At 44.5% G+C, this 22577-nt stretch carries 20 protein-coding genes and 1 pseudogene; 9 read left to right on the top strand and 12 right to left on the bottom strand.

Annotated elements, in window-relative coordinates; all coding sequences use genetic code 11:
* Positions 1–76 precede the first annotated feature (76 nt).
* Complete coding sequence (locus tag H735_RS04050) at positions 77–511, top strand: MarR family winged helix-turn-helix transcriptional regulator (protein ID WP_020197644.1); 435 nt, start codon at positions 77–79, stop codon at positions 509–511.
* Positions 512–580: 69 nt separating this feature from the next.
* Here H735_RS04050 and thpR read toward each other — a convergent pair whose 3' ends face one another.
* From thpR to H735_RS04025, 5 genes are all read right to left on the bottom strand, one after another.
* Complete coding sequence (thpR, locus tag H735_RS04045; protein ID WP_020197645.1) at positions 581–1102, bottom strand: RNA 2',3'-cyclic phosphodiesterase; 522 nt, start codon at positions 1100–1102, stop codon at positions 581–583.
* Between the two features lie 10 nt (positions 1103–1112).
* A complete protein-coding gene (gene fos / locus H735_RS04040; protein ID WP_020197646.1) occupies positions 1113–1511 on the bottom strand; it encodes a fosfomycin resistance glutathione transferase in 399 nt (132 codons plus the stop codon).
* 126 nt (positions 1512–1637) lie between these two features.
* Complete coding sequence (locus H735_RS04035) at positions 1638–2585, bottom strand: LpxL/LpxP family Kdo(2)-lipid IV(A) lauroyl/palmitoleoyl acyltransferase (RefSeq protein ID WP_020197647.1); 948 nt, start codon at positions 2583–2585, stop codon at positions 1638–1640.
* A 366-nt stretch (positions 2586–2951) separates the two neighbouring features.
* Positions 2952–3890 carry a LysR family transcriptional regulator gene (locus H735_RS04030; protein WP_020197648.1) on the bottom strand — a complete coding sequence of 313 codons (939 nt, stop codon included), beginning with the start codon at positions 3888–3890 and terminating at the stop codon, positions 2952–2954.
* A gap of 130 nt (positions 3891–4020) precedes the next feature.
* On the bottom strand, positions 4021–4881 hold the full coding sequence (locus H735_RS04025; protein ID WP_020197649.1) for an SDR family oxidoreductase: 861 nt from the start codon (positions 4879–4881) through the stop codon (positions 4021–4023).
* Between the two features lie 151 nt (positions 4882–5032).
* Between H735_RS04025 and H735_RS04020 the strand changes: the two genes are divergently transcribed.
* The 3 genes from H735_RS04020 (at position 5033) to H735_RS04010 (ending at position 8622) form a co-directional block, all read left to right on the top strand.
* Positions 5033–5944: a LysR family transcriptional regulator gene (locus tag H735_RS04020; RefSeq protein ID WP_020197650.1), complete on the top strand. Its 912-nt coding sequence runs from the start codon at positions 5033–5035 to the stop codon at positions 5942–5944.
* 96 nt (positions 5945–6040) lie between these two features.
* Entirely contained in the window at positions 6041–6670 is a 630-nt protein-coding gene (locus H735_RS04015; RefSeq protein WP_020197651.1) for a LysE family translocator, read from the top strand.
* Between the two features lie 524 nt (positions 6671–7194).
* On the top strand, positions 7195–8622 hold the full coding sequence (locus tag H735_RS04010; protein WP_020197652.1) for an APC family permease: 1428 nt from the start codon (positions 7195–7197) through the stop codon (positions 8620–8622).
* Positions 8623–8716: 94 nt separating this feature from the next.
* Here H735_RS04010 and H735_RS04005 read toward each other — a convergent pair whose 3' ends face one another.
* The 4 genes and pseudogenes from H735_RS04005 to H735_RS03990 all read right to left on the bottom strand — a co-directional run.
* Positions 8717–9049, bottom strand: coding sequence for a DMT family transporter (locus H735_RS04005; protein ID WP_005442747.1), 333 nt, complete (start codon positions 9047–9049; stop codon positions 8717–8719).
* 153 nt (positions 9050–9202) lie between these two features.
* Positions 9203–9883, bottom strand: coding sequence for a hypothetical protein (locus tag H735_RS04000; RefSeq protein WP_020197653.1), 681 nt, complete (start codon positions 9881–9883; stop codon positions 9203–9205).
* Between the two features lie 192 nt (positions 9884–10075).
* Positions 10076–10468: a GNAT family N-acetyltransferase gene (locus tag H735_RS31520; RefSeq protein WP_272947356.1), complete on the bottom strand. Its 393-nt coding sequence runs from the start codon at positions 10466–10468 to the stop codon at positions 10076–10078.
* 111 nt (positions 10469–10579) lie between these two features.
* Positions 10580–10975: pseudogene (locus H735_RS03990) on the bottom strand (hypothetical protein); the annotation flags it as partial.
* Positions 10976–11327: 352 nt separating this feature from the next.
* On the opposite strand from H735_RS03990, the gene H735_RS03985 reads away from it, so the two are divergent.
* From H735_RS03985 to H735_RS03965, 5 genes are all read left to right on the top strand, one after another.
* Positions 11328–11630 carry a DUF1330 domain-containing protein gene (locus H735_RS03985; protein WP_020197655.1) on the top strand — a complete coding sequence of 101 codons (303 nt, stop codon included), beginning with the start codon at positions 11328–11330 and terminating at the stop codon, positions 11628–11630.
* Between the two features lie 1048 nt (positions 11631–12678).
* Positions 12679–13620, top strand: coding sequence for a homoserine O-acetyltransferase MetA (gene metA / locus H735_RS03980; protein ID WP_005442735.1), 942 nt, complete (start codon positions 12679–12681; stop codon positions 13618–13620).
* 149 nt (positions 13621–13769) lie between these two features.
* Positions 13770–14498, top strand: coding sequence for a type IV pilus biogenesis/stability protein PilW (pilW, locus tag H735_RS03975; protein ID WP_020197657.1), 729 nt, complete (start codon positions 13770–13772; stop codon positions 14496–14498).
* Between the two features lie 357 nt (positions 14499–14855).
* Positions 14856–16454 carry a S41 family peptidase gene (locus tag H735_RS03970; RefSeq protein WP_020197658.1) on the top strand — a complete coding sequence of 533 codons (1599 nt, stop codon included), beginning with the start codon at positions 14856–14858 and terminating at the stop codon, positions 16452–16454.
* Positions 16438–16845 (top strand): hypothetical protein, encoded by a 408-nt coding sequence (locus tag H735_RS03965; RefSeq protein WP_020197659.1) that lies wholly within the window; start codon positions 16438–16440, stop codon positions 16843–16845. Before H735_RS03970 ends, H735_RS03965 begins: the two co-directional genes overlap by 17 nt.
* Before the next feature lie 108 nt (positions 16846–16953).
* On the opposite strand, the gene H735_RS03960 is transcribed toward H735_RS03965, so the two are convergent.
* From H735_RS03960 to hrpA, 3 genes are all read right to left on the bottom strand, one after another.
* Positions 16954–17469 carry an outer membrane beta-barrel protein gene (locus H735_RS03960; protein WP_009704277.1) on the bottom strand — a complete coding sequence of 172 codons (516 nt, stop codon included), beginning with the start codon at positions 17467–17469 and terminating at the stop codon, positions 16954–16956.
* A gap of 215 nt (positions 17470–17684) precedes the next feature.
* Positions 17685–18164 carry an outer membrane beta-barrel protein gene (locus H735_RS03955; protein ID WP_009704276.1) on the bottom strand — a complete coding sequence of 160 codons (480 nt, stop codon included), beginning with the start codon at positions 18162–18164 and terminating at the stop codon, positions 17685–17687.
* Positions 18165–18379: 215 nt separating this feature from the next.
* Entirely contained in the window at positions 18380–22417 is a 4038-nt protein-coding gene (gene hrpA, locus H735_RS03950; protein ID WP_080641585.1) for an ATP-dependent RNA helicase HrpA, read from the bottom strand.
* Positions 22418–22577: the final 160 nt, after the last annotated feature.

Below are 22577 nucleotides of genomic sequence, written 5' to 3'. Positions count from 1 at the left end.
TACTCTCAATTAAGTTGATAATGTCAACTATAGTTATTTAGTTGATAATGTCAACCACCTTTGTTTGGAGTGTTACATGTCGAATCCAAAATCGCTGGATAATCTGTTCCATCTTGTGCACGTCTTAAAGCGTCAACTGCACGAGCAAATTGAGCAACTAGAACTCCCTATCGCACCTATGCATGTCCGGGTGATAAAAATCATTAGCAAACAGTCACCATGTACGGCAATGGATGTGGTGAACTTCTTAAACCGAGATAAAGCACAAATCACACGCTTAATTAAGACATTGATTGAAGAAGGCTTTATTGAGAAGAGACCGAATCCAGAAGATAAACGCAGCCAGTGTTTGTTGACCACCGAGAAAGGCAATGAAGTGTTGTCGAAGATCAAAGCCGTCGATGCTGAGATCTTTCAAAAGATGACGTTAAATGTGTCTGAGGAAGAGCTAGAAGCGTTCCAACTTGTCGCTGGGAAACTGGCAGAAAACCTGTTGAAAAAGCCAAGCTAAAAAACGGGAATCATTTAGAAGTCAGTTCAGCCATTATTGATTACTGGCTGAACTAATGTATAGAAAGTGCTAGCAAACTACTTCTTTTAGCGCGTGATAAACGAGCTTTCCATCAACCGTTTTGCTTTCCATTAAGGCGATTGAGTAAATAGGGAGTGGTAAAGGTGATATCTCAACAGCATCAAGTGGTGCTTGTTTATCGACGTGGCGAGCAAGTGTGATGTGAGGAACATAGTCACGTGACTCCGTCACAAAGCCATGCTGTTCTAATGCCTCTATGAGTTCGTTTTGCAGTGTTGTAACCGCTAAATTATCTTTAATCCCTAACCAAGCCAGTTGCCTGCCACTTTGGCGAAATGAACCTAGGTGATCGACCGTAATCTCCTCACAACGGCAGCTAAGTTGATGAAGAATATCAATAAGACGCTGCGTTTCTTTTTCTGTCGATTCACCGATAAAAGCCAACGTAATATGAAAATTATCGACGCAAGTATAGCGCCCTTCTATCACATGTTGTTGAAGCCTATCTTGGATCTGCTTGAGCTGTGACTTACTGCGTTGATCAAACGTAAGAGCGAAAAATAATCTCATCTAAACGCTCCTACAACCACTCTAAACCTTCATAAGGTTGATGCTTTATGCTCTCTAATCGCGAGTACAAATCACCACTGTGGATTTCTAATTTGTGCCCATCAGGATCGAGAAGATACAACGAATCCCCTTCACTCTTGTTCTCTTTCCACTGAGCAATATCGAGTTCAATAAGCTTATAAGAAAAGTCAGTGAAGTCTTGCTGTAAGATAGAAAAAGCGATGTGGGAGTAATCACTCTTCTCGTCTGGCTTATCAACCGATAAACAAAGCCAGAGATCACCTAAAGAAAGATACGCGCCTTGTTTCCACTTCACGTGTCCCTTAAAACCGAGCGCGTTGATATAGAAACCGAGCGAGCATTCTAAATCACTCACCGCTATCGTAATGTGGTTCAATCCTGTCAGCATGGTTCATCCTTGGTCATCAAACGTCGCTATTGTGGCAAACAAACAATCAATCAATCAATCAATCAATCAATCAGAAATGAATCGACAGATAAAATAAAGCCCAGAACAAATGTCTGGGCTCGTAGATTACATCGCAGGTACAAGTTGGGGTTTATACAAACAGCATTCGCCATCCGGACGAGTTTTAAAGCGACGATGCAGCCACATGTACTGCCCAGGGCATGCCATGATCGACTTCTCAACGATCTTGTTTACGAACGCAGCGGCTTGGTCTGGATCGTTTTTTGGAAAGCCTTCAACTGGAGCGCTAATGGTTAAAGTGTATTGCCCATTGCTTTCACGAACCATAGTAAATGGCACAATGGCACAATCCGTTGCATCCACCAGCAAACTGGTTCCCGTTGTTGTACAGGCACGCTTTACCGCAAACAAAGGCGCAAACGTCGATCGACGTGTTCCATAGTCGTGATCAGGAGCATACCAAACACGCTGGCCTGTCTTCAGTGCTTCCAGCATGCCCTTTACATTTTTACGATCAATCAAAGTACGATTCGAGCGAGAGCGTCCTTTGTATTGGAAGTAGTCAAAACATGGGTTGTTGTTTGGGCGGTAAACACCAGAACCCGACTTTTGGATCCCAAATGCTCGCGCACCGAGTTCTAGATTCATGGAATGCACTGCTAACATCAGAACACCTTTACCTTGTTGTTCTAACGCTTCGATATGTTCCATCCCTTCGATGTTGACATGTTTGCTGACACGTTTATCTGACCAAAACCACGCCATCGCGGTTTCAAACAGTGCGATACCCGCGTTATCGATGTTTTCTTTTATTATCGTCTCACGCTCTTGGTCGCTCATGTCTGGAAAACACAGCTCTAAATTACGTTTGATCGTGACTTGTCGTTTTTTCATTAATCGCATCGCAATGCGACCAATTCCGCTTCCGAGCGCGAGTTGTACACGAAATGGAAGGAGGCTAAGAAGGTACATGATGCTAATAATGATCAATGTACCCCAGTAGCGAGGTGCCAAAAATTCTGCCTTGAATTTTGGTGCTTTGTGCTTGTTCATGAGTGTGTCATCAGACGAATTTGTCTATAAAAATCCTTAAAAACAACGATAAATACGAAAAGTTATTATCATTGACTGTGCTTATTAAAAACTAAAGCGCGCGGAGTGTAGGGCTCTTTGATACGCTACACAATAAGAACTTTCGGAGATTGCGGGCGACTTTATCAAATCTAAGAAAAATGCCGTGATTTTCGTCGAATTGTAATAAAAATGCGGCTTACTGTACTGATGGCAAGCGGTAGTTCCGCCGCAGCGAGTAGTTGCGTTTCGAGAAATGAATTTTGAAAGAGTGAGCGTCCCGAGAGTGTCTCTCTCGTCTATCGCCCAATAAAAGGAAAAAGGGAGCGAAAAGGCTCCCTTGTTGAGTCAGTTTTTAAGTACGCTTTGTTCCAATAAACCACTTTCCACCAGATCAGTAAGAATGACTTTAGTTTTTTCTCTGAACAGATCGCGCAACAATCTTACGGTTGGCGTAATTGATTGTCTGCTCGGACAAATCAGCCACAGTTCCGTTGGTGTTGGTTTGTATTCACTCATGACATTCACTACGTTGCCTTTGAGCAAATCTTGCGACATATCCAAACACGATTTGATAGCCAAGCCCTTTCCAGAGACACACCAACGTCGGACTAAATCGCCGTCATTGGAAGCTCGATTGCCTTTGAGTTTGACCTTGTGTTCACTATCACCGTCACTAAACCCCCAAACATCCTGCAACGTATCGTGGAGTTGATACAACAAACCATTATGTTCGATTAAGTCTTGTGGGTGCTTAGGCGTTCCATGTTCCGCAAGATATTCTGGTGTTGCGCATAATAACCTTGGCACATTGCAGATTTTAAACCCATACATGCTGGAATCTGTCGGTGCACCGTAACGCAGTGCCATATCGACAGAGTCTCGATAGAAGTCCACGTTGCTATCACTGATGTTGCTTCTCAGCGTCACCTGCGGATAACTGTCCATAAACTCATCGAGCCAAGGAGTAACTAAGTTTCGTCCTAAATCGGAAGAAAGCGCGATTCGCACTTCCCCATCAATAATGTCGAGATCTTCACGCATGTTCTGTTTCGCGTGTTCTAACAGTTCGAGTGCTTTTTCACACTGAGGAAGATAACGCTCACCCGCACTGGATAAACGCAAATGGCGCGTGGTTCGCACAAATAACTCAGCCCCTAAAGAAGCCTCTACTCTTTTTACCGCCGCACTGGCCGTGGCGGTTCTCATATCTAATGCGGTCGCGGCTCCTGTGATGCTACGAAACTCAGCGACTTTGAGCACTACTTGAAGATCTTCAAGCAACATATTATCTAATCCTATTTGATAATCTCTTGATGATTATAAAGCTTTAGAGAAGATAAACATGTTTGAAATCTCACATTCAAAAAACGACAAAGGGAGCACTTGGCTCCCCTGTCATTAAATTCTTAGGATGTTATTTCTCAATCGCATGCGCAAATTCGTTCGCAAAGTCATTGAAGTTACGTGCTGGTTTACCAGTCACTCGCTCAACGGTGTCTGTCACTTCTGTGTAAGCCCCCGTTCCGAACCAAGCCATGATTTCAGCCAACGCATTGGTAAACCATTCATCCATTCCTGCTTCTTTCATCGCTGCGGCCGCGTCTTGTTCAGAAATAGCCACATATTCGATTGGCTTGCCTGACGCTTGAGAGATCACTTCCGCTTGCTGTGCAAAAGTTAGAGCCTCAGGACCAGAGAGTAAATAAGTTTGGCCATCGTGACCTTCTCCGATAAGCGATTCAACAATCACTGCCGCTACATCGCGAATATCCACCACGCTTTGTTTTGCATCACCAAGCGGTAAGAAGAATTTACCCATTGCATTGATGGTCGCTAAGCTACCAAAGAGGTTCTGGAAAAAAGAGTTTGGCTGAATAATGGTCCAAGCCAAGCCTGATGCTTTGACTAAATCATCGGTGACTACATGGGTACGAATGATTTCTGAACCCGCATCACTCTTAGCCCCCATGCCCGATAGCTTAACAACGTGCTCAACATTTGCTGCTTTTGCCGCCGCAATGACGTTCTCCACCCAAAGCTTGTTGTCTTGATGAATCGGCATAGAGACGTAAATACGTTTTACACCCTGCATCGCTTTTTCCATCGCAGCAACGTCGGTAAAGTTACCCTCACGAACTTGTTCTGGCTGAAGATTCATGGTTGCTGTTGAGTTGGTATTTCTTACCATGACACCAAAATCTGCGCCTGTTTGTTGTAGTTGACGAACCACTTCTGAGCCTGTGTTACCTGTTGCGCCTAAAACTAGAATGTCCATGATGTTCTCCTACCGAGATTGAGCGTATGTTCTGTGTTTGCAGCATGCCGCTGCGGTATGGAGTAACTTTAGTTAATCCCGTAAAAATTGACTAGATAGTTAATCTGGGCTTCACTATCCCACATTCGGGATGAAGAAAAATAGAGTTAACATGAAAGAGATATCAGCCTTGCCTTTATTTGCGCGCGTCATTGAGCTCAATAGCTTTGCTGAAGCGGCAAGGCAACTCAATGTGCCGACAACAACCGTGAGTAGAAAGATTCAGCAGTTGGAAGCAGAGCTTGGCGGCAAGTTGATCAATCGCTCCACTCGATCATTGTCACTCACCGAACTCGGGCAACAAGTCCTGCCCAAAGCTCAGTTAATCTCAGATACGGTCAGCGAGCTTTATCATGAAGCGGAAGATGCCGCGAGCAAGCCGATTGGCACACTCAATATTACTGCACCTCGTGCACTTAGTCAGAACCTACTCGCCTCCCTATTTGCGGAGTTTCAAGCACGCTATCCAACGATTAAGATCAACCTTGCTTCGTCTAATCGATATCAAGATATGACGAAACAGAGTTTGGACTTTGCCTTTCGTTTAGGCCCGTTGAGCGACTCTTCTTTGGTGGCGATTTCGCTCTCTCCCGTGAAGTATGTTTTGGCTATTTCGAGTGCTCTGGCTAGCGCTCTCCCCAAGTTCGAACACCCGCGTCAATTGAATGCAGCGCCGTGCATCCGCAATCACGTGGAGGGATACTTTTTACCTTGGCGATTTAGCCTGAAAGATGAAGTGGTAGAAGTGACCGAAGCTGGCAGCGTCACAACCGATGATTTCTTTGTTAGCAAACAACTTTGCTTAGACGGTGCAGGCGTTTGTTATCTGCCAAAGTCTATGCTCTACCAAGAATTGCAAACCCAACAGCTTACAGTGATTTTGGATGATTGGGTTCCTCAAGATAAAACCATGCTCTTGGTATATCAGGACAGAAAACACTTACCGCAGAAGTCGCAACTGTTTATCGATTTTATAAGAGAGAAAAAGTCTTATATCGAAGCGTTTTTATCCGGTCAAAACTGACGATGACGTCGCACTCTAATCGTTTGTTTTTCAACACATGTGGGTGTAAAGTCTCACCATAATAGCTATGAGACATTCTCTGTAATTGGAACAAGTATGAACTTCGATACCTTGTTGGCGTTTGGCGGCATCGTTTTCTTTCTGGCCGTGATACCCGGCCCTAACGCTTTGCTGATTTTGTTTACAGCCCTGACGCAGAGTCGCCGCTTCGCGATAGCCAATATCCTTGGCGTGGCGCTAGGCTTTCTGATTCATGCGTTTGTATCTGCGAAGGGGTTAAGTTTGCTGCTTTCTCAGTCCGCATTAGCATTTAATATTTTAAAGTGGATGGGTGTCGCTTACTTGGTATGGCTGGGGATCAATAACTTGAAAAGTGGCCTTAAGCTGGCAGATCAAAAGCTAAAGCTCGACCGCAAGATAGAAGAGCAGACGCTGAAACAAGCCTTTGCGAAAGGATTACTGACCAATCTTCTTAACCCAAAAATCGTGTTGTTTTACCTATCTATCTTCCCTCAGTTTGTGCAACCTGAACACATTCTGGAGCAAAGCATGATGTTGGGTGCGCTACAGGCAAGCATCGTCGCGAGTTGGTTTTTGTTTGTGATCTTCTTTGCCACCAAAGTGAAAGCACTGCTCACTTCTTCCAAAACCAGTAAGTGGCTGAACTACGTGAGTGGTGGGCTGTTTATCTTCTTTGGTATTGGGTTAGCTAACACCCGTTTTTAGCACCCAATGACAGACACAAAAACACGCTCTAGGGCGTGTTTTTTAATACTGCTCTATTAGCCAAAAACCGCGGCCAATACTAAGATCCCGACAAATAACACCGCAACCAATCCCAGCAAATAAGAGAGTTTTCCGGTGCCACCTTTTGGCGCTTGATTACAACATCCCATGGTTTTCTCCGCTTTCTAAATCACTCTAACTGCCCTCAATCTAGACCTTCCCCCAAGGTTAGAGTCAAACAATGGCGTATTTCGACCAAATTTCTAGGATTCTGGTAATAAATAATTCGCTATAAACACATTTCTTAATATGCATTTTTTAACGCAATCTTGCGTTTTTTGACCAGAGCAAACGTTTAAATTGATTACGATTAAACCACTGAGATTTCGGTTCATTTTTGAGTAAATACATACCATTTTTGGCTATATACCGGCAGATTCGTGCAGCCCTACAATACGCCCGTCTTACTTGTAGCACGCGGGTTCTCCCTCCGAGACACGTGGCTCAATCATTAAAGGTATCGAATGAGCAATATCGCCAAATCCGCCGTCAAACTCAGTGTCTTTTCTGTCATCATGATTACGGTTACTTCCGTCGACAGCATAAGGAACATTCCGGGTGCCGCCTTATTTGGTAGTCACGCCATCTCTTTCTTCTTGCTGGCAGGTCTTTGCTTCTTCGTCCCTACGGCATTAGTGTGTGCAGAATTGAGTACCACCTACCCGCAACAAGGCGGTGTGTATTTGTGGGGTAAAGAGACGTTAGGTCCAAACTTTGGCTTTGCGACCGTGTGGTATCAGTATGCTGAGAACATCGTGTACTACCCACCTCTCATCTCGTTTATCGTCGCAACCGGTGCGTATCCTTTCTTCCCTGAACTAGCCCAGAACAACATCTTTATGTTGATCATGATTAACGTGATTTTCTGGGCGCTGACTTTGGTGAATATCTTCGGTCTGCGTTTGTCTTCGCTCATTACGAATGTGTTCGGTACGCTTGGGCTTATCTTCCCTATCCTGCTGATCATCGGCTTAGGCGGCTACTGGGCGTACACCAATCCAAGTGAATCGCATATTTCACTTCGTCATGCATCCGACTGGTTACCTGATTTCTCACAAGATGGCATTGGTGCAGGCTTTACCGCGGTTGTGCTTTCTCTAACAGGGCTTGAGATCACTACCTCTTACGCGAGTGAAGTCGATAACCCGCAAAAGACTTATCCAAAAGCACTTATTGCTTCAACCGTGTTGATTCTGGTCTCTCTAACCGCGTGTTCGCTTTCGATCTCTTCCGTAGTATCGAGCGATCATTCAAGCTTGAGCGAAGGGGTTATTCTGGCGTTCAAAGCGTTCTTCGATGATTTGAACATGTCATTCATGCTACCAGTTATCGCGCTCGCGATTGTGTTTGGTAGCTTAGCGAGCCTGAATAACTGGATCATTGCACCAACTAAGAGCTTACATGTCGCTGCGAAAGACCATTTCATGCCGCTGACATTATCAAAAGAGAACAAGAACCAAGCGCCAGTTCCACTTCTGTTGCTGCAAGGCGCGATTGTAAGTGTGCTTTCTTTGGTGTTCATCTTGGTGCCAAACGTGAACCAAGGTATGTGGCTGTTGAATATTCTGATGACTCAACTCTACATGGTAATGTACATCTGTATCTTCGTTAGCTTCTTGGTCTCACGCCGTAAACACGCCGATATTCAGCGTCCGTTCCGCGTACCTGGCGGCAAGTTCGGTATGATGTTGGTGGCAACACTTGGCTTGGTTAGCTGTCTGGTGACCATCTTCGTTTCATTCGATGTGCCAGCAGGTATCAGCACTCAAACAGGCGCATCTGCTTTGATCCTGGGCTTTATCGCCTTCAGTTTGCCAGCAATTGGTGCCGTAATGTACCGAAATCGTAAGCGTCGCCGAGAAGGCCAATTGATTGAGGCGATGGCGAATTAATCGCATCCATGTTTCTTTACATAACCAAAGAGTGTTTCTTCAGATAGCAAAAAGCCGCGAACTATTCGCGGCTTTTTGTTGGTAAATCTATGGATTAGTGACCAACAGTCTTAGACAGCAAGTTCACAATCATAACGCCAGTAAGAATGAAACCAATACCGACGAGTGCAGCAAGGTCGAGTTTTTGTCCGTACAGGAAGTAACCGACAGCAGCCACAAGTACAATCCCCGCCCCGCTCCAGATCGCATATACAATACCAACTGGCATGCTTTTTACGGTCACAGACAGTAGGAAAAAAGCGATACCATAACCGATGATAACCACGGTGCTCGGCATCAACTTAGTAAACTGTTCTGTCTTTGGAATAGAAGAAGTCGCAATCACCTCACACACGATAGCAATAGACAGCGCAACCAGTGGAGGCATAGAAACAAGCATTTTGAACATAAGGCAAACAACGCTCAATTAACCTGAACTCGATGACATATCGAATCTCTGAGCGGCGCATTATAATCAAAATCCGTCAGTACGCTATAAAAAGTGATGCAACTCACATTTACACCAGCGTAATAATCGCAGTTAGAAGTCGGTCTCTTCCAAATTAATCACGCAGGCAGACGCGTCATTTCTGGCTGTAAGTAACGAATCTGGATCCGCATAAACGATGTTGTCCAACCCCAACTTTTGCATATCATCAATGTGATACATCCAAGCTGCGTTGCTGGTATCGCAACCTGCTTTGTGTAATTTTTCACGTTTGTTCAAGTGCCCAAACATGGTGATCTTTGGATTTACCGCAACCAGTGCAAAAAAGGCTTCTTCGTGCTGACGCCACAAACTTAAGGATTGATGCCATTGTTCAAGTTCTTGTTGATCAAAGCCATCGGTGTCCCATTCATCTTGCATCGCGCCACCAAACCAAAGCACTTCTGAGCCTTTCATAACCAAAGTACTCGGTGCCGCTGTTAGAACATAGTTCGCACAAGCAGAAGCGCACGTTCCATTGACGATTAAATGAACCTGATTGTTGTAAACCCAGCGTCCTAGTTCCATCGCTGGTCGATACTCGCCTGAGTCGCTGTCTATCATCAAGGCAACAACACCATGCGGTTGAACGTTGGCAAGCTCGATGGCTTCTCGCACGCTCTCCGCGGTTATTTCGCCATTAAAGTAAAGTGTTCGCCCTTCCATGTAGATATCTTCAGATAAACTGCACGCTGATAACCCAGTGAGCGTGAGTGCACCTAGCCACTTTCGCATATCTCTCTCCATGATCTTCATTCCAAAACTCGACATCCAACTTCAAATGAGTATTGAACACGTTGAATAAAAACGACGGAGAAAGTGGCACATTTTTGACCAACGTCAAAATATGCACATTGTTACTTATAACCTATTATTTTTTAGCGAATGGCGATTTAAATTGCACTAACGTGGGGGGGATGAAAGATATCAAGAACTTAGCTCGGATGACTCCCAAACCATAATGATGGTCTGGACTCCGTTGTGTGAAGCGTTATGTAGAGGACGGAAACCGTATTTCAGATATAAAGCTTCATTATGCGGTTCGCATTGCAAAAACAATTTTGGAATGCCAAGTTGAAACACGTGATTTTGTGCACGAACGACCAGCGCAGCAGCATAACCTTTACCGCGTGATGAGGCATCGACGTAGACTCCACCTAACCAGTGCTCATACTCTGGGAAATGAATGTTCTCTCGGATCTTGAGTTCAGCGACTGCTACAAGGTCATTGTTTTCATCATGAACCACAAGTGAAAGTGGAAATGCATGGCGGCTATTGGCTTTGAGTAAAACCTTCTCGCGAACTTGAGTGGGCGTCACACCAGGAACAGTGTAAGCCCACTCATCAAAGTACCATTGTGCAATAAGATCAGACTCATGGGGGAAGTCAGCGAGAAAGTGAATTTGGAATGCCCTTTCTGCCACTATTAAGCCACCATCTGCACTATCGACCACAGTCGCTTCATTGCCAACATCCGCTTTAGCATGGTTAAAATGATGCTGCTGTGAAAGCTCAAAGTAGATATGCATATCAATCGGTTCTGGTGTGTTGAGAAGCATTTTACCAACCTCACGCTGGAAGTGGCCGTAATTACCAAGCTCTTCGGTTAAACCTAACTGCTCATAGCTCGCCAAACTGGTAAACATGCCGTAAGCGTATTGATAACGCATCATGTCTTCCATTTTGTCGTGCCCAAGTTCGGCCAACGCTTTGTCGACTTCGTCTGGCAGATAAACGTCCTTATCGCCAAACTCCCTAAGCAAGACGTTAGGAACTTGATGTGCAATGCTCTGAATGGTCTCTTTTCTTTTAAACATACCGAACATAATGTCCTCCACTGACGATGATTTTCCATACAACGTATTTAAGTACGTGCTGGCGAGCCAATTAGTATCTTTATTGGTATTAAGGCTCAAAATTTATACTAACTCGATCTCATAATTCTCTTCAAACGCTACCGTATTCGTTACACAAAAATGTACTCAGAAATCTTGCCGCAATCACAATTGCAGAGCGTCAGTTTGAGTCGATAATTCATACCAATTGAGTAATAACCCCTAATCAATTTGGATTTTCAATGGAATCTAAAAAGTGTTTCGATTCCGCTCTCTCTTATCGAAATGACCAGACTGCATTAAGCTAAATTTCATCGGCTAACGTGCAATCAAGGAGCATACCGTGACTTACTATTCAGTATTAGATGTAACCCCTACAACCCAAGACTGGGTACCTGCTTATGTCAGCGTCTCGAACGCACTGGTGGAAAAACACGGTGGCAAGTACATCGCACGAACTAACGTGCATGAACAACTAGAAGGCAATGGTGAAGCACCGGCGCTTCGCATTATCATCGAATGGCCTTCTCGCCAAGCAGCACTCGACTTTATGAATGACCCAGAGTATGTGCCTCACCTAAACGCTAGAACCGCAGGTTCAATCAGTAATCACTACTTGATCGAAGGTAATGACCAACTGGCATAAGACACATAAAAAAAAGCCCAGCGAACGCTGGGCTTTTTCCGGTTTATATCAACAAGGTGAGTTTTCACTGCATCAACAGAAATAGTTTCAATATCATTATATTATTCCTGCTATCACCTTTTAATAAACCACCTACACTAACTGACGTGTTAATGAATGATGCATAATATATGATTCTCAATCATCAAAATAGCTCCAACGTTAAGAATCAAAAACTTTGTCATTGATATGTTTATATCTCAGAACTAAACTTACAAGCCTATATTTTATTTCTAATTTAATCTTATCAATCTTTGTTCGCTTTAAATCACACAATATCTAAATAGAGTTCTTATCTAAGGCTCATCCTAATGGTGATATAAGAGCGTTGAAAACGGTGTCTAACAACGTAAGTAGGTGTTGATGATAAGATCCAAGTTCATTGGCCTCTAGCGCTTAGACCTCCTGCCCCACACTGATTAAACTTCAAGAAAACTCAGCGTTCTCTACCGACTCAGCTTGCGAACAAGACCATTATTCGGTTTTTTCCTACAATATCTTTATAGGAGATGTTATTTTCTATAAATTCAAACTTTAATTTATTACTTCATCAATTTCAATCGTACACAGCCAAATTACAGATATTAAAAATTAGTTGTTAGCATATCATTCGATAAAAGACAAAGTAACTTGTCATAACCTTTAACAACGCATCACATAAAAACAAGATTTAGAATATAATCCAACTAAATTAAATGAATTAATAATTTTAATTATCTTACATCGGCATAATTTAACCTTCCGGATTATTAGCGCAATCAAGTATTCACTTACTGAAAATAAGTGATTGGAATATTTAAAATTAGAACAGTTCGACTTAGGTTTTTTATTCTAAAGAGCGCCATTCTCATATGTAGAGTCTCTTTTGTATGTTTGGCTCCTGTGTGAGATGAAAGTAGGAACAAAAGAAATCAGGTTCAAAGTCACATTTCATGTCGACATCCGTCAGTAATTACGTTAGCTTTAGAAGTATAGACGTCTAAAAAGTTAAGCTTAGGGAGAGAAAGCCGTGCCAATTAGAATTCCAGATCAGTTACCCGCTAGCGATGTATTAAGGACAGAGAACATCTTTGTGATGAGCGAAAGTCGAGCGGCGAGTCAGGAAATCCGTCCATTGCGAGTGCTTATTCTCAATTTGATGCCAAAGAAGATTGAGACAGAAACTCAGTTTCTTCGCCTACTTTCTAATAGCCCACTTCAAGTGAACGTGGAACTGTTACGAATCGATAATCGCCCAAGTAAGAACACACCAACGGAGCACCTAGACACATTTTATCGTCAATTTGAAATGGTAAAAGGCAAGAACTTCGACGGCCTTATCATTACTGGTGCTCCATTAGGTTTGGTCCAGTTTGAAGATGTGATTTATTGGGATCACTTGAAGACCATTATGGAGTGGGCAAAAGATCACGTCACGTCCACACTTTATGTTTGCTGGGCTGCACAAGCGGGTTTGAAGCTTCTATACAACCTGCCAAAGAAAACACGCAAAGAAAAGCTATCGGGCGTGTACCATCACTCTATCCATCATCAGTACCACCCTCTTCTACGTGGTTTCGATGATACGTTCCTAGCACCTCATTCTCGTTATGCAGATTTCTCGCCGGAGTTTTTAGAAGAACATACGGACCTCGATATTCTCGCAACGTCCGATGTCGCAGGTGTTTATCTAGCAACCACAAAAGACAAACGTAATGTGTTTGTCACTGGTCACCCAGAATATGACTCTCACACACTCCATAATGAATACATTCGAGATTTGGGCGAAGGGATGGAACCTGCCATTCCAATCAATTACTACCCGAACAACAACCCAGACAATCCACCTTGTGCGAGTTGGCGCAGCCATGGACACTTGTTGTTCTCTAACTGGTTGAACTATTGCGTTTACCAACAAACGCCGTACGATCTGGATCATTTCAGCGAAGACGCCTTCACCAAAGACGACTAACTGCCTGAATTTAGAGTGTGAACTAAGCCGCCAACTGGCGGCTTTTTTGTATCAGTTTGCTAACCTGATCGCATAGTATTTTTTCCCCAATAGGCTTTTGCATCGTAATTCATATCATGCTGTGTGAATCAGGGATGTGGGGCATATATATGAAGCTTGGAAAACTCGGTGCATTAGTGTTAGCAAGCCAGCTAGGTTTGGTTGGGTGTGTCACCGTCAATGAAGATGGAAACAGTCCAGTTGTGAAAGCCGATCCGGTTTCTATGGCAGAGTCACGAATCGCTCTCGGTCTCGGCTATTTAGAGAGTGGCAGTATGATCCGAGCACACGATAATCTGCAGCAAGCCCTTACCCACGCACCTAGCTACTATCGAGCTCAGCTTTCGATGGCGCATTACTACGAAACCGTAGGTGAAGATTCCAAAGCAGCACAGATGTACAAACGCTCTCTTCGCCAGCATCCCAAAAATGGTAACGTACTGAACAATTACGGCACCTTCCTGTGTAAACAAGGTGAATACAGCCAAGCAGATAAAATGTTCAATCGTGCGATCGAGCAGCCTTACTATTACCTTATCCCTGCTAGTTACGAGAACGCCGGATTTTGTGCACTAAAGTCGAATCAAGCTGAAAAAGCAAAGTACTACTTCACTCGCGCTATCGACCATGACCCTCACCGTCCTAAATCTATCCTTCAATTAGCTAAGTTAGAGATCGACAGCGGAAACTACACCGATGCTCGTATTCGCTTGATGCGTTTTAACCAAATGTACGGGGTCAAGAAACCCTCTCTCCGCTTAATGGTGGAATTAGAACGCGCTGCGGGCAATGAAGCCTTAGAGCGAAAGTATCAGTACCAACTCGATCAAATTTCTTAACTCCATAAACTCAAAGAGTCGACCACAAAGCGTCGACTCTCGTCATGCTCGGACTGTTTGCCTAGCATTCTTCTGTCGTTCAATGCTTTTCTGAAGCCACTTTCAATCGTCTAAAATTACAGAAGTGTCATCGTGAATTTTCGCGTCAAAAATAGCACTAACTTGCTATTTATTAATGAATTTTTAGATTTAACTAAATTAGTAAACTGAATTTTTACTCTAATTTATATGACACCAATCACACTAATTTGCTTAGTGTTTGCACAGCAACGAACAAGATCTATACATTCGAGTGGCTTATAGGCAATTTATTAAAAACAATTCAAATCTATAAATGTCACAGAAATAAGGAAATTTATGTTGAAGTATAAGAACACAGCGTTGGTGGCAACTCTCCCTCTTCTATTGTTACAAGGCTGTGGAGGCGGCGGTGACAATGGAAATAGCTCTAGCACTGCAGTCGGCAATAACATAACCTGGTCAGCAGGAGACTTCTCTACCCCGGCTAGCGAGTTTGCGAATAAATGTAGCATCGCTAGAACAGGTATTGACCCATACACAGGGGATTATTATCCAGACCAAATAGGTTCAGCACTGCAAGAAAAAATGTTCTTACGTGCGTTCAGTAATGATACCTATCTTTGGTATGACGAGATCCCAGATATCAACCCGGACAACTTCCCTACCGTTGCGGCTTATTTTGATTCGCTGGTAACGACAGAAAGAACGGCTTCTGGCCAATACAAGGATCGATTCCACTTCACTCGCTCTTACGACGATTTCATGAAATCACAACAAGCGGGTCTTGTTGCTGGTTTCGGCTTTAACTGGAAATTTGTTCAAAGCTATGAACCACGAGAAATCATCATTTCTTACACAGAAGATAACTCTCCAGCATCTTCAAGTGGCGTTGCTCGTGGTGACAAGCTATTGAAAATCAATAATGTTGATGTTGTGAACACCTCTTCGAGCTCTGAGATTGATTTCATCAACAATACGCTTTTCTCTCCTACGCTAGGTCAAAACTACACCTTCACGTTTGAAACCGTTGATGGCGCTCCGAAGGTGGTGACTCTGACATCAGCAGATGTCGCAACTAGCCCAGTTCGTAATGTAAAAGTCATCGACAACAACGGAACAAAAGTCGGCTACATGCAATACAACGCTTTTGAAGTGACTGCGCAACAGCCGCTTATCGATGCGTTTAATCAGTTGTCAGCGGCAAACGTTGAAGAGATCGTGATGGATTTACGCTACAACGGTGGCGGCTTAGTTTGGCAGTCTGCGCAGGTCGGCTACATGTTGGCAGGCACACATCCTAATGCCACCTTCGCTGAACTGATTTACAACGACAAGATCATGAACTCTGGCAAGGTAGAAAATAACGTTTATAACTTTGTCGATACTGAAATTGATTGGGGTAAAGGTATCTTGACTGACATTGCCCTACCAACATTAAGTGCGAAACGCGTTTATGTTCTGACTACTGACAACACCGCGTCTTCAAGTGAACTTCTCATCAATGGTCTTCGTGGTATTGATGTCGAAGTGGTTCAAATTGGTACCACGACAACGGGTAAGCCATACGGCTTCTCGCCAGAGCAAAACTGCGGCAACATGTACTACACCATTCAGTTTAAGTCTTCGAATGCTAAAGGATTTGGCGATTTTGCCGATGGCTTTACACCTACAGCAAAAAATCTTGTATCGTCTACTATTGGTATAGATGACAAAGTGGAAGGCTGTGTTGTGGCAGATGATTTAAGCAAACCATTAGGAGATCCCTCTGAAGGCATGCTTTCAGCTGCACTAAATTACATGGTTACAGAAGGTACTTGTCCTCCTGCGCCAGCTGTGGCGGCAGCTCCAAGAGCGATGCCTATGCTAGGTGGCACTCCACTTGATAAAGGGATTGATCCACTTCGACAAGAGGCTATTCATGTCAAAATTAACTAGAACAAAAGCAATAATTACCGGAGCGGGTATCAGCGTGATGCTAATGGGTTGCTCTTCTTCAGGTCACAGCGATGATGCAGTCAATGCACTAAGCATTAAAACGTCTGCAGACACAGTGACTGAGATCCAACAAGCGATCACGACAATTCAAGGCAACCAAGTGCCACCAAAAATTGCGTCAAATACCTTCGAAACAAACTCACATTTGTTGGTTGTTTCTGGGCAATTGATGGAGAGTTACAACATGCCATTGAACGGCGCAGAAACAGAATTGCCCGATCAATACACCTTGCAACTTCGTGAAGAGGAATGTGGCGTTTATTACGAGAAAGACGACAAGTTTGTCCCTCTAACCAACATACAATGCCGACCTAATCCGATTCAGGACTAAACAAAAAGCCCGCCGTTACTTTATTCAAAATAACGGCGGGCTTTTCTCATTGTTCATATTCAAATCAAACCAAATCTTACGATTCCAACGACTCTGTCTGAAGCCATATTATAAGAAGTGGAACGTCACGTTACCTGTGATGCTACTTACTGTATCGCTGTCCCCATCGATATCAACACCAAACGCTTGATAACTTGCACCGACAGAAATGTTGTCTAACAAGAAGTATTCCGCACCAACACCGTACATGTAAGACACGCCATCGTCTTTGTCCAAGCTACTCAGATTGCCATTGTATTCGACGTTAAACGCGTTAATACCACCTTTCGCGTAAACGTGCAGAGGACCAAAGTCGATACTTGGCTTTGCGGCTAAGTAGAAAGAAGAGAAATCTACATCACCTCGGTTACCAGCAAGATTTAAATCCACTTGGCCATGGTTGAAATAGCCCACTTCAATACCAATCAGCGGCAAGATCCCCGTACCAACATGAATGCCATAAGTGGTGTCGTTTTCGCTATCGATGTCTGATTGACCAATTTGACCACCAGCATAAAGCCAAGAGTCAGCAAGTGCAGATGTTGAGCATAGCGCCAAAGCCAATAACGAGAGTTTTGTTTTCATAGTTATACCTTTCCTGTTCGATTCCTGAACGGAACATCACGCGAACTGCATCGCGTTCCTTATGTATCTAGGTAAATACTATATTCAAAATGTGGCGGGTTTTAAGAACAACAAATGAATAATTTCTGTTCAATGTCTATTTGTGTGATTTACAGACAAAAAAACACCGGCGCGTTGCCGGTGTTTATCAAATAAATCTTCGAAATGTTCGACGATTATAGGAAGTGTAGTGTCGCGTTTAGAGAGAACGTACCGATGTCGTCTTTGCCCGCTGTGTAGTTCATGTAGCTTGCGCCAACAGACATAGGGCCGAAAATGAAGTATTCCGCACCTACACCGTACATTAGATCCACATCATCGTCGTCTTTGCCGCCAGAAACTTTCTTATCCCACTGGTGGATACCGCCTTTCGCGTAAACATGCAGAGGACCGAAGTCGATGCTTGGTTTAAGCGCAGCGTAGTAAGAAGTCAGTTTAGTTTCTTGACCAGCGATCTTGAATTCACCGTGTTGAGTAACACCCGCTTCGATACCGATGATTGGCAGAATACCTGTACCTACGTGTACAGAGTAAGACGTGTCTGTTTCGCCTTTGTAGTCAGACTGACCTACAGAAGCACCACCATAAATCCATGAATCTGCCATTGCTGCAGAAGAAGCACTTAGAAGTGCCACTGCCAATAGAGTTTTCTTCATCATCAACCTTTACTCTTTATTATTACCCACTTCTGCATCAAGCAGAGGTTGGTACTGCAAACACAAGGGAGGCGAACCATTGCCTCCCTTGTGACTTAAAATCACTTGTAGGTGAATAACTGCAATTACTGTACCAATCGAGCTTGCCACTGGACAAACCATTGATTACTCAGCAAACCCCACAAGAAAAAAACTGCCGCTATTGTACCGATCGCTTAGCAAGCATCAATCGCATTTTTGATACGTTTATCAGAAACTGGGTACGGAGTCCCCAATTGTTGAGCGAAGAAGCTCACTCGAAGCTCTTCGATCATCCAACGGATCTCTTTTACGTTCTCAGGAATCACCATGCCTTTCGGAATTTTGTTGAGCAGCTCTTTGTAGTCGCTCGTCACTGATTCCACTTTCAGCATGTGCAAACGGTCTTTGTTTGGATCGATCGGCAGCTTCTCCATACGACGCTCAATCGCACGCATGTAGCGAAGAATATCTGGCAGGCGTTTCCAGCCACATTCTGTCGCGAAGCCCTTGAAGATCAACCCTTCGACTTGTGCTTTGATGTCCGATAACGCGAACGCCATGGTGAAATCGATCTTACCTTTCAACTTCTTATTGATGTTGAAAGCGGTCGTCAGGATAGTTTCCACTTGCTGTGCAATGTCCACCACCGTATCACCAAGCTCAGCACGAACGTGTTCTTTCAGTGCATCAAACTTCTCTGGCTCCCAAACCAAACCGCCCTGCTCTTCGATAAGCTTATCGACACCACACGCGATACAGTCATCAATCAGATCCAGCACTTTACCGTAAGGGTTAAAGTACAGACCCAACTTCGACTTGTTCGGTAAGTTAGAGTGCAGGTATTTAATTGGCGACGGCACATTCAGCAAGATAAGACGACGCTGACCCGCTTGCATTGCCGTGACCTGCTCGTATTCGGTCTCGTACAGTTTGATTTCAACACTGTCTTTGGCATCCACAATCGCTGGGTACGCTTTAACGTCGTAACCACCGCGTTTTTGTTGGTATACCTTAGGGAGTTCGCCAAAGCTCCACGTATGCAGACCTTCTTGCTCGATGTCGTCATCCGCAACTTTTGAAAGGGTTTCTTGAACTTTGTCTTTCAAGCTCTCTTTCAATTCGTGAAGGTCTTTATTTTCCTTCAACTTGCGATTTCTATGGTCAACCGCGCGGAAAGTCACCTTCAAGTGCTCCGGAATTTGATCCATATTCCAATCTTCGCGCAGAACTTCCACACCCGTCATTCGGCGCAGCTCTTTCTCTAATGAGTCAAGCAGTGGCGCTTCCATTGGTGTTGCACGAGCTAAGAAAGCATCGGCATAGTTTGGCGCAGGAACAAAGTTCTTACGAACTGTCTTCGGCAGCGATTTAATCAAGCTCACTACAAGCTCATGGCGTAAACCTGGGATCTGCCAGTCAAAACCCGCAGGCTCGACTTGGTTCAAGATCGGCAGCGGTAAGTGAACTGTCACACCGTCACTGTCATCGCCCGGCTCAAACTGGTAGCTCAGCTTAAGTTTCAGGTTGTTTTGATGCCAGAAGTTCGGGTAATCCAAATCGGTAACGTGGCTTGCATCGCCCTTGAACAGCATCTCTTTCTCGAAGTTCAGCAGTTCTTTGTTGTCTTTCGACGCTTTCTTCCACCATGTATCGAAGTGTTTGCCAGAGACAACTTCAGTGCCAACGCGTTGGTCGTAGAAATCAAACAGTTCATCGTCATCCACCAAGATGTCACGGCGACGAGATTTGTGTTCAAGCTCTTCCACTTCTTGAAGAAGCTTACGGTTTTGCTTGAAGAACGCGTGCTTGGTTTCCCACTCACCTTCCACCAGCGCACTACGAATGAATAGCTCACGACTGACGGTTGGATCGATACTGCCGTAGTTCACCAAACGCTTCGGCACAATTGGCACGCCGTAAAGCATCACTTTCTCGTGTGCCATGACTGCTGCACGTTTCTTCGACCAATGCGGCTCGCTGTAACTGCGCTTAATCAGGTGCTTCGCTAATGGTTCAATCCACTCAGGTTGAATCTTCGCGATGATGCGACCCCAAAGTTTTGAGGTTTCCACCAATTCAGCAGACATGATCCACTTAGGCTGCTTCTTGAATAGACCTGATGCAGGGAAGATATGGAAGCGAGCGTTACGCGCGCCTTGGTATTCATTCTTCTCTTGGTCTTTCATACCGATGTGTGACAACAAACCGACTAGGATTGAACTGTGTACGCCATGGTAAGACGCAGGCTCATCGTTCAGTTTGAATTCCATTTCACGCATCGACTGGTGAATTTGGAAGTACACATCTTGCCACTCACGCACGCGCAAGTAGTTCAAGTAATCTTGTTTACATTGCTTGCGGAACTGGTTGCCCGTCAGCGCTTTTTGCTGCTTCTGGATGTAGTTCCACAGGTTCACAAACGTCAGAAAATCTGAGTCTTCATGGAAGAAACGTTTGTGTTTGTCATCTGATGATTGCTGCTTGTCACTTGGACGCTCGCGCGGGTCTTGAATCGACAATGCTGCCGCAATAATCATCACTTCTTTTAATGCGCCTTGCTTTGGTGATTCCAAGACCATACGTGCTAAACGTGGGTCGATTGGAAGGCGTGCAAGTTGACGGCCAATGCTAGTTAGACGTTTCTTCGATTCTTTCGCATCAGAATTGATTGCCCCTAACTCTTCTAGAAGGCGGACACCGTCTTGAATGTTGCGTTTGTCAGGTGCTTCCACAAACGGGAAGGCTTGAATATCGCCCAAACCAAGTGCCGTCATCTGCAAGATAACCGACGCTAGGTTGGTACGCAGGATCTCAGGATCGGTAAACTCCGGACGTGACTCAAAATCTTCCTCTGAGTACAAGCGGATACAGATACCCTCTTCCACACGACCACAACGACCTTTACGCTGGTTCGCACTCGCCTGAGAAACTGGCTCGATTGGAAGACGCTGAACCTTAGTACGGTAACTGTATCGGCTGATACGCGCCGTACCTGGGTCGATAACGTACTTGATGCCCGGAACCGTCAACGAGGTTTCTGCTACGTTGGTTGCCAGTACAATTCGACGACCAGCATGAGGTTGGAAAATCTTGTTCTGCTCACCCGCCGACAAACGCGCGTAAAGCGGCACAATTTCCGTGCTCTTCAGATTACGTTTAGACAGTGCATCCGCGGTATCACGGATTTCACGCTCACCGTTCATGAAGATCAGGATGTCACCTAAACCTTCATCGCACAGTTCGTCTACCGCTTCGAAGATACCTTCAAGTTGATCGCGATCATTATCGTCATCACCACTTAGTGGGCGGTAACGCGTTTCTACTGGGTAAGTACGACCTGACACTTCAATGATTGGGGCATTGTTGAAGTGTTTTGAAAAACGCTCAGGGTCGATGGTTGCCGACGTAATGATCACTTTCAGATCAGGACGACGTGGTAGCAACTCTTTCAAATAGCCCAAGATGAAATCGATGTTAAGACTGCGCTCGTGCGCTTCATCGATAATGATGGTGTCGTATTGATTCAAGAAACGATCATGCTGAATTTCAGCCAGCAAGATACCGTCCGTCATCAATTTGATTTGGGTATTTTCAGAGATCTGATCGTTGAATCGAACCTTATAACCAACAAACTCACCAAGCTTGGTTTCCATCTCTTCGGCAATACGGTTCGCAACCGAACGCGCCGCAAGACGACGAGGCTGAGTATGACCAATCAGACCAAATTTACCACGACCAAGCTCAGCACAGATTTTTGGTAGCTGAGTGGTTTTACCTGAACCGGTCTCACCTGCAACGATAACCACTTGGTTTTCTTCGATCGCTTTCGCAATGTCGTCGCGTTTTTGGCTGACAGGCAGGATTTCAGGGTATTCAATCGTTGGTTTGTAGCTACTACGTTGCTCCACAACCATCATGGATTTGGCGATGTCTAATGCGATTTCATCAAACACAGCGTTACGTGCTGCGTCTTTTTTGATTTTGCTTGCACCAGAGATTCGTTTACTCAAGCGGAAGCGATCACGCATCATGCACTGGTTAAGTGCCTTGCGTAGTGACGCCGCGTTATTTACTTGAGCCTGAGGCGTAGCATTCTGAGAAGCTTGTGCTTGAGATGCATTAGCCTGCTTCGCTTTGGCATTTTGCGCACCATTTGACGGTGTCGCTTGCTCTTCAGCGGGATTCTTTTTTGGGGGCTGTGACGAAGTCAAAGCGTTTCCTATTCTTTTCATTACATAAAACTGCGCGGATTGTAGCACATAAGGGCTAGAACAAGATAACGGAAAGCAGCTTCAAGCAATCATTCAATTTTTTCGAACAACTTAAGCGAATCCATCGGGTTTTGAGTCGATGGGCATTGCCTATAATGCATCACATAGCCGAAAGCACTTA

Source organism: Vibrio owensii CAIM 1854 = LMG 25443 (genome assembly GCF_000817815.1).
In the GTDB taxonomy this organism is placed as follows: Bacteria; Pseudomonadota; Gammaproteobacteria; order Enterobacterales; family Vibrionaceae; genus Vibrio; species Vibrio owensii.
The sequence above is the reverse complement of the archived record's forward strand: the minus strand, read 5'-3'. Positions and strand labels throughout refer to the sequence as shown.

Coding starts and splice junctions, on each gene's coding strand:
- H735_RS04050 (WP_020197644.1), top strand. CDS start 77: ATGTCGAATCCAAAATCGCTGGATAATCTGTTCCATCTTGTGCACGTC.
- thpR (WP_020197645.1), bottom strand. CDS start 1,102: ATGAGATTATTTTTCGCTCTTACGTTTGATCAACGCAGTAAGTCACAG.
- fos (WP_020197646.1), bottom strand. CDS start 1,511: ATGCTGACAGGATTGAACCACATTACGATAGCGGTGAGTGATTTAGAA.
- H735_RS04035 (WP_020197647.1), bottom strand. CDS start 2,585: ATGAACAAGCACAAAGCACCAAAATTCAAGGCAGAATTTTTGGCACCT.
- H735_RS04030 (WP_020197648.1), bottom strand. CDS start 3,890: ATGTTGCTTGAAGATCTTCAAGTAGTGCTCAAAGTCGCTGAGTTTCGT.
- H735_RS04025 (WP_020197649.1), bottom strand. CDS start 4,881: ATGGACATTCTAGTTTTAGGCGCAACAGGTAACACAGGCTCAGAAGTG.
- H735_RS04020 (WP_020197650.1), top strand. CDS start 5,033: ATGAAAGAGATATCAGCCTTGCCTTTATTTGCGCGCGTCATTGAGCTC.
- H735_RS04015 (WP_020197651.1), top strand. CDS start 6,041: ATGAACTTCGATACCTTGTTGGCGTTTGGCGGCATCGTTTTCTTTCTG.
- H735_RS04010 (WP_020197652.1), top strand. CDS start 7,195: ATGAGCAATATCGCCAAATCCGCCGTCAAACTCAGTGTCTTTTCTGTC.
- H735_RS04005 (WP_005442747.1), bottom strand. CDS start 9,049: ATGCCTCCACTGGTTGCGCTGTCTATTGCTATCGTGTGTGAGGTGATT.
- H735_RS04000 (WP_020197653.1), bottom strand. CDS start 9,883: ATGCGAAAGTGGCTAGGTGCACTCACGCTCACTGGGTTATCAGCGTGC.
- pilW (WP_020197657.1), top strand. CDS start 13,770: ATGAAGCTTGGAAAACTCGGTGCATTAGTGTTAGCAAGCCAGCTAGGT.
- H735_RS03970 (WP_020197658.1), top strand. CDS start 14,856: ATGTTGAAGTATAAGAACACAGCGTTGGTGGCAACTCTCCCTCTTCTA.
- H735_RS03965 (WP_020197659.1), top strand. CDS start 16,438: ATGTCAAAATTAACTAGAACAAAAGCAATAATTACCGGAGCGGGTATC.
- H735_RS03960 (WP_009704277.1), bottom strand. CDS start 17,469: ATGAAAACAAAACTCTCGTTATTGGCTTTGGCGCTATGCTCAACATCT.
- H735_RS03955 (WP_009704276.1), bottom strand. CDS start 18,164: ATGAAGAAAACTCTATTGGCAGTGGCACTTCTAAGTGCTTCTTCTGCA.
- hrpA (WP_080641585.1), bottom strand. CDS start 22,417: ATGAAAAGAATAGGAAACGCTTTGACTTCGTCACAGCCCCCAAAAAAG.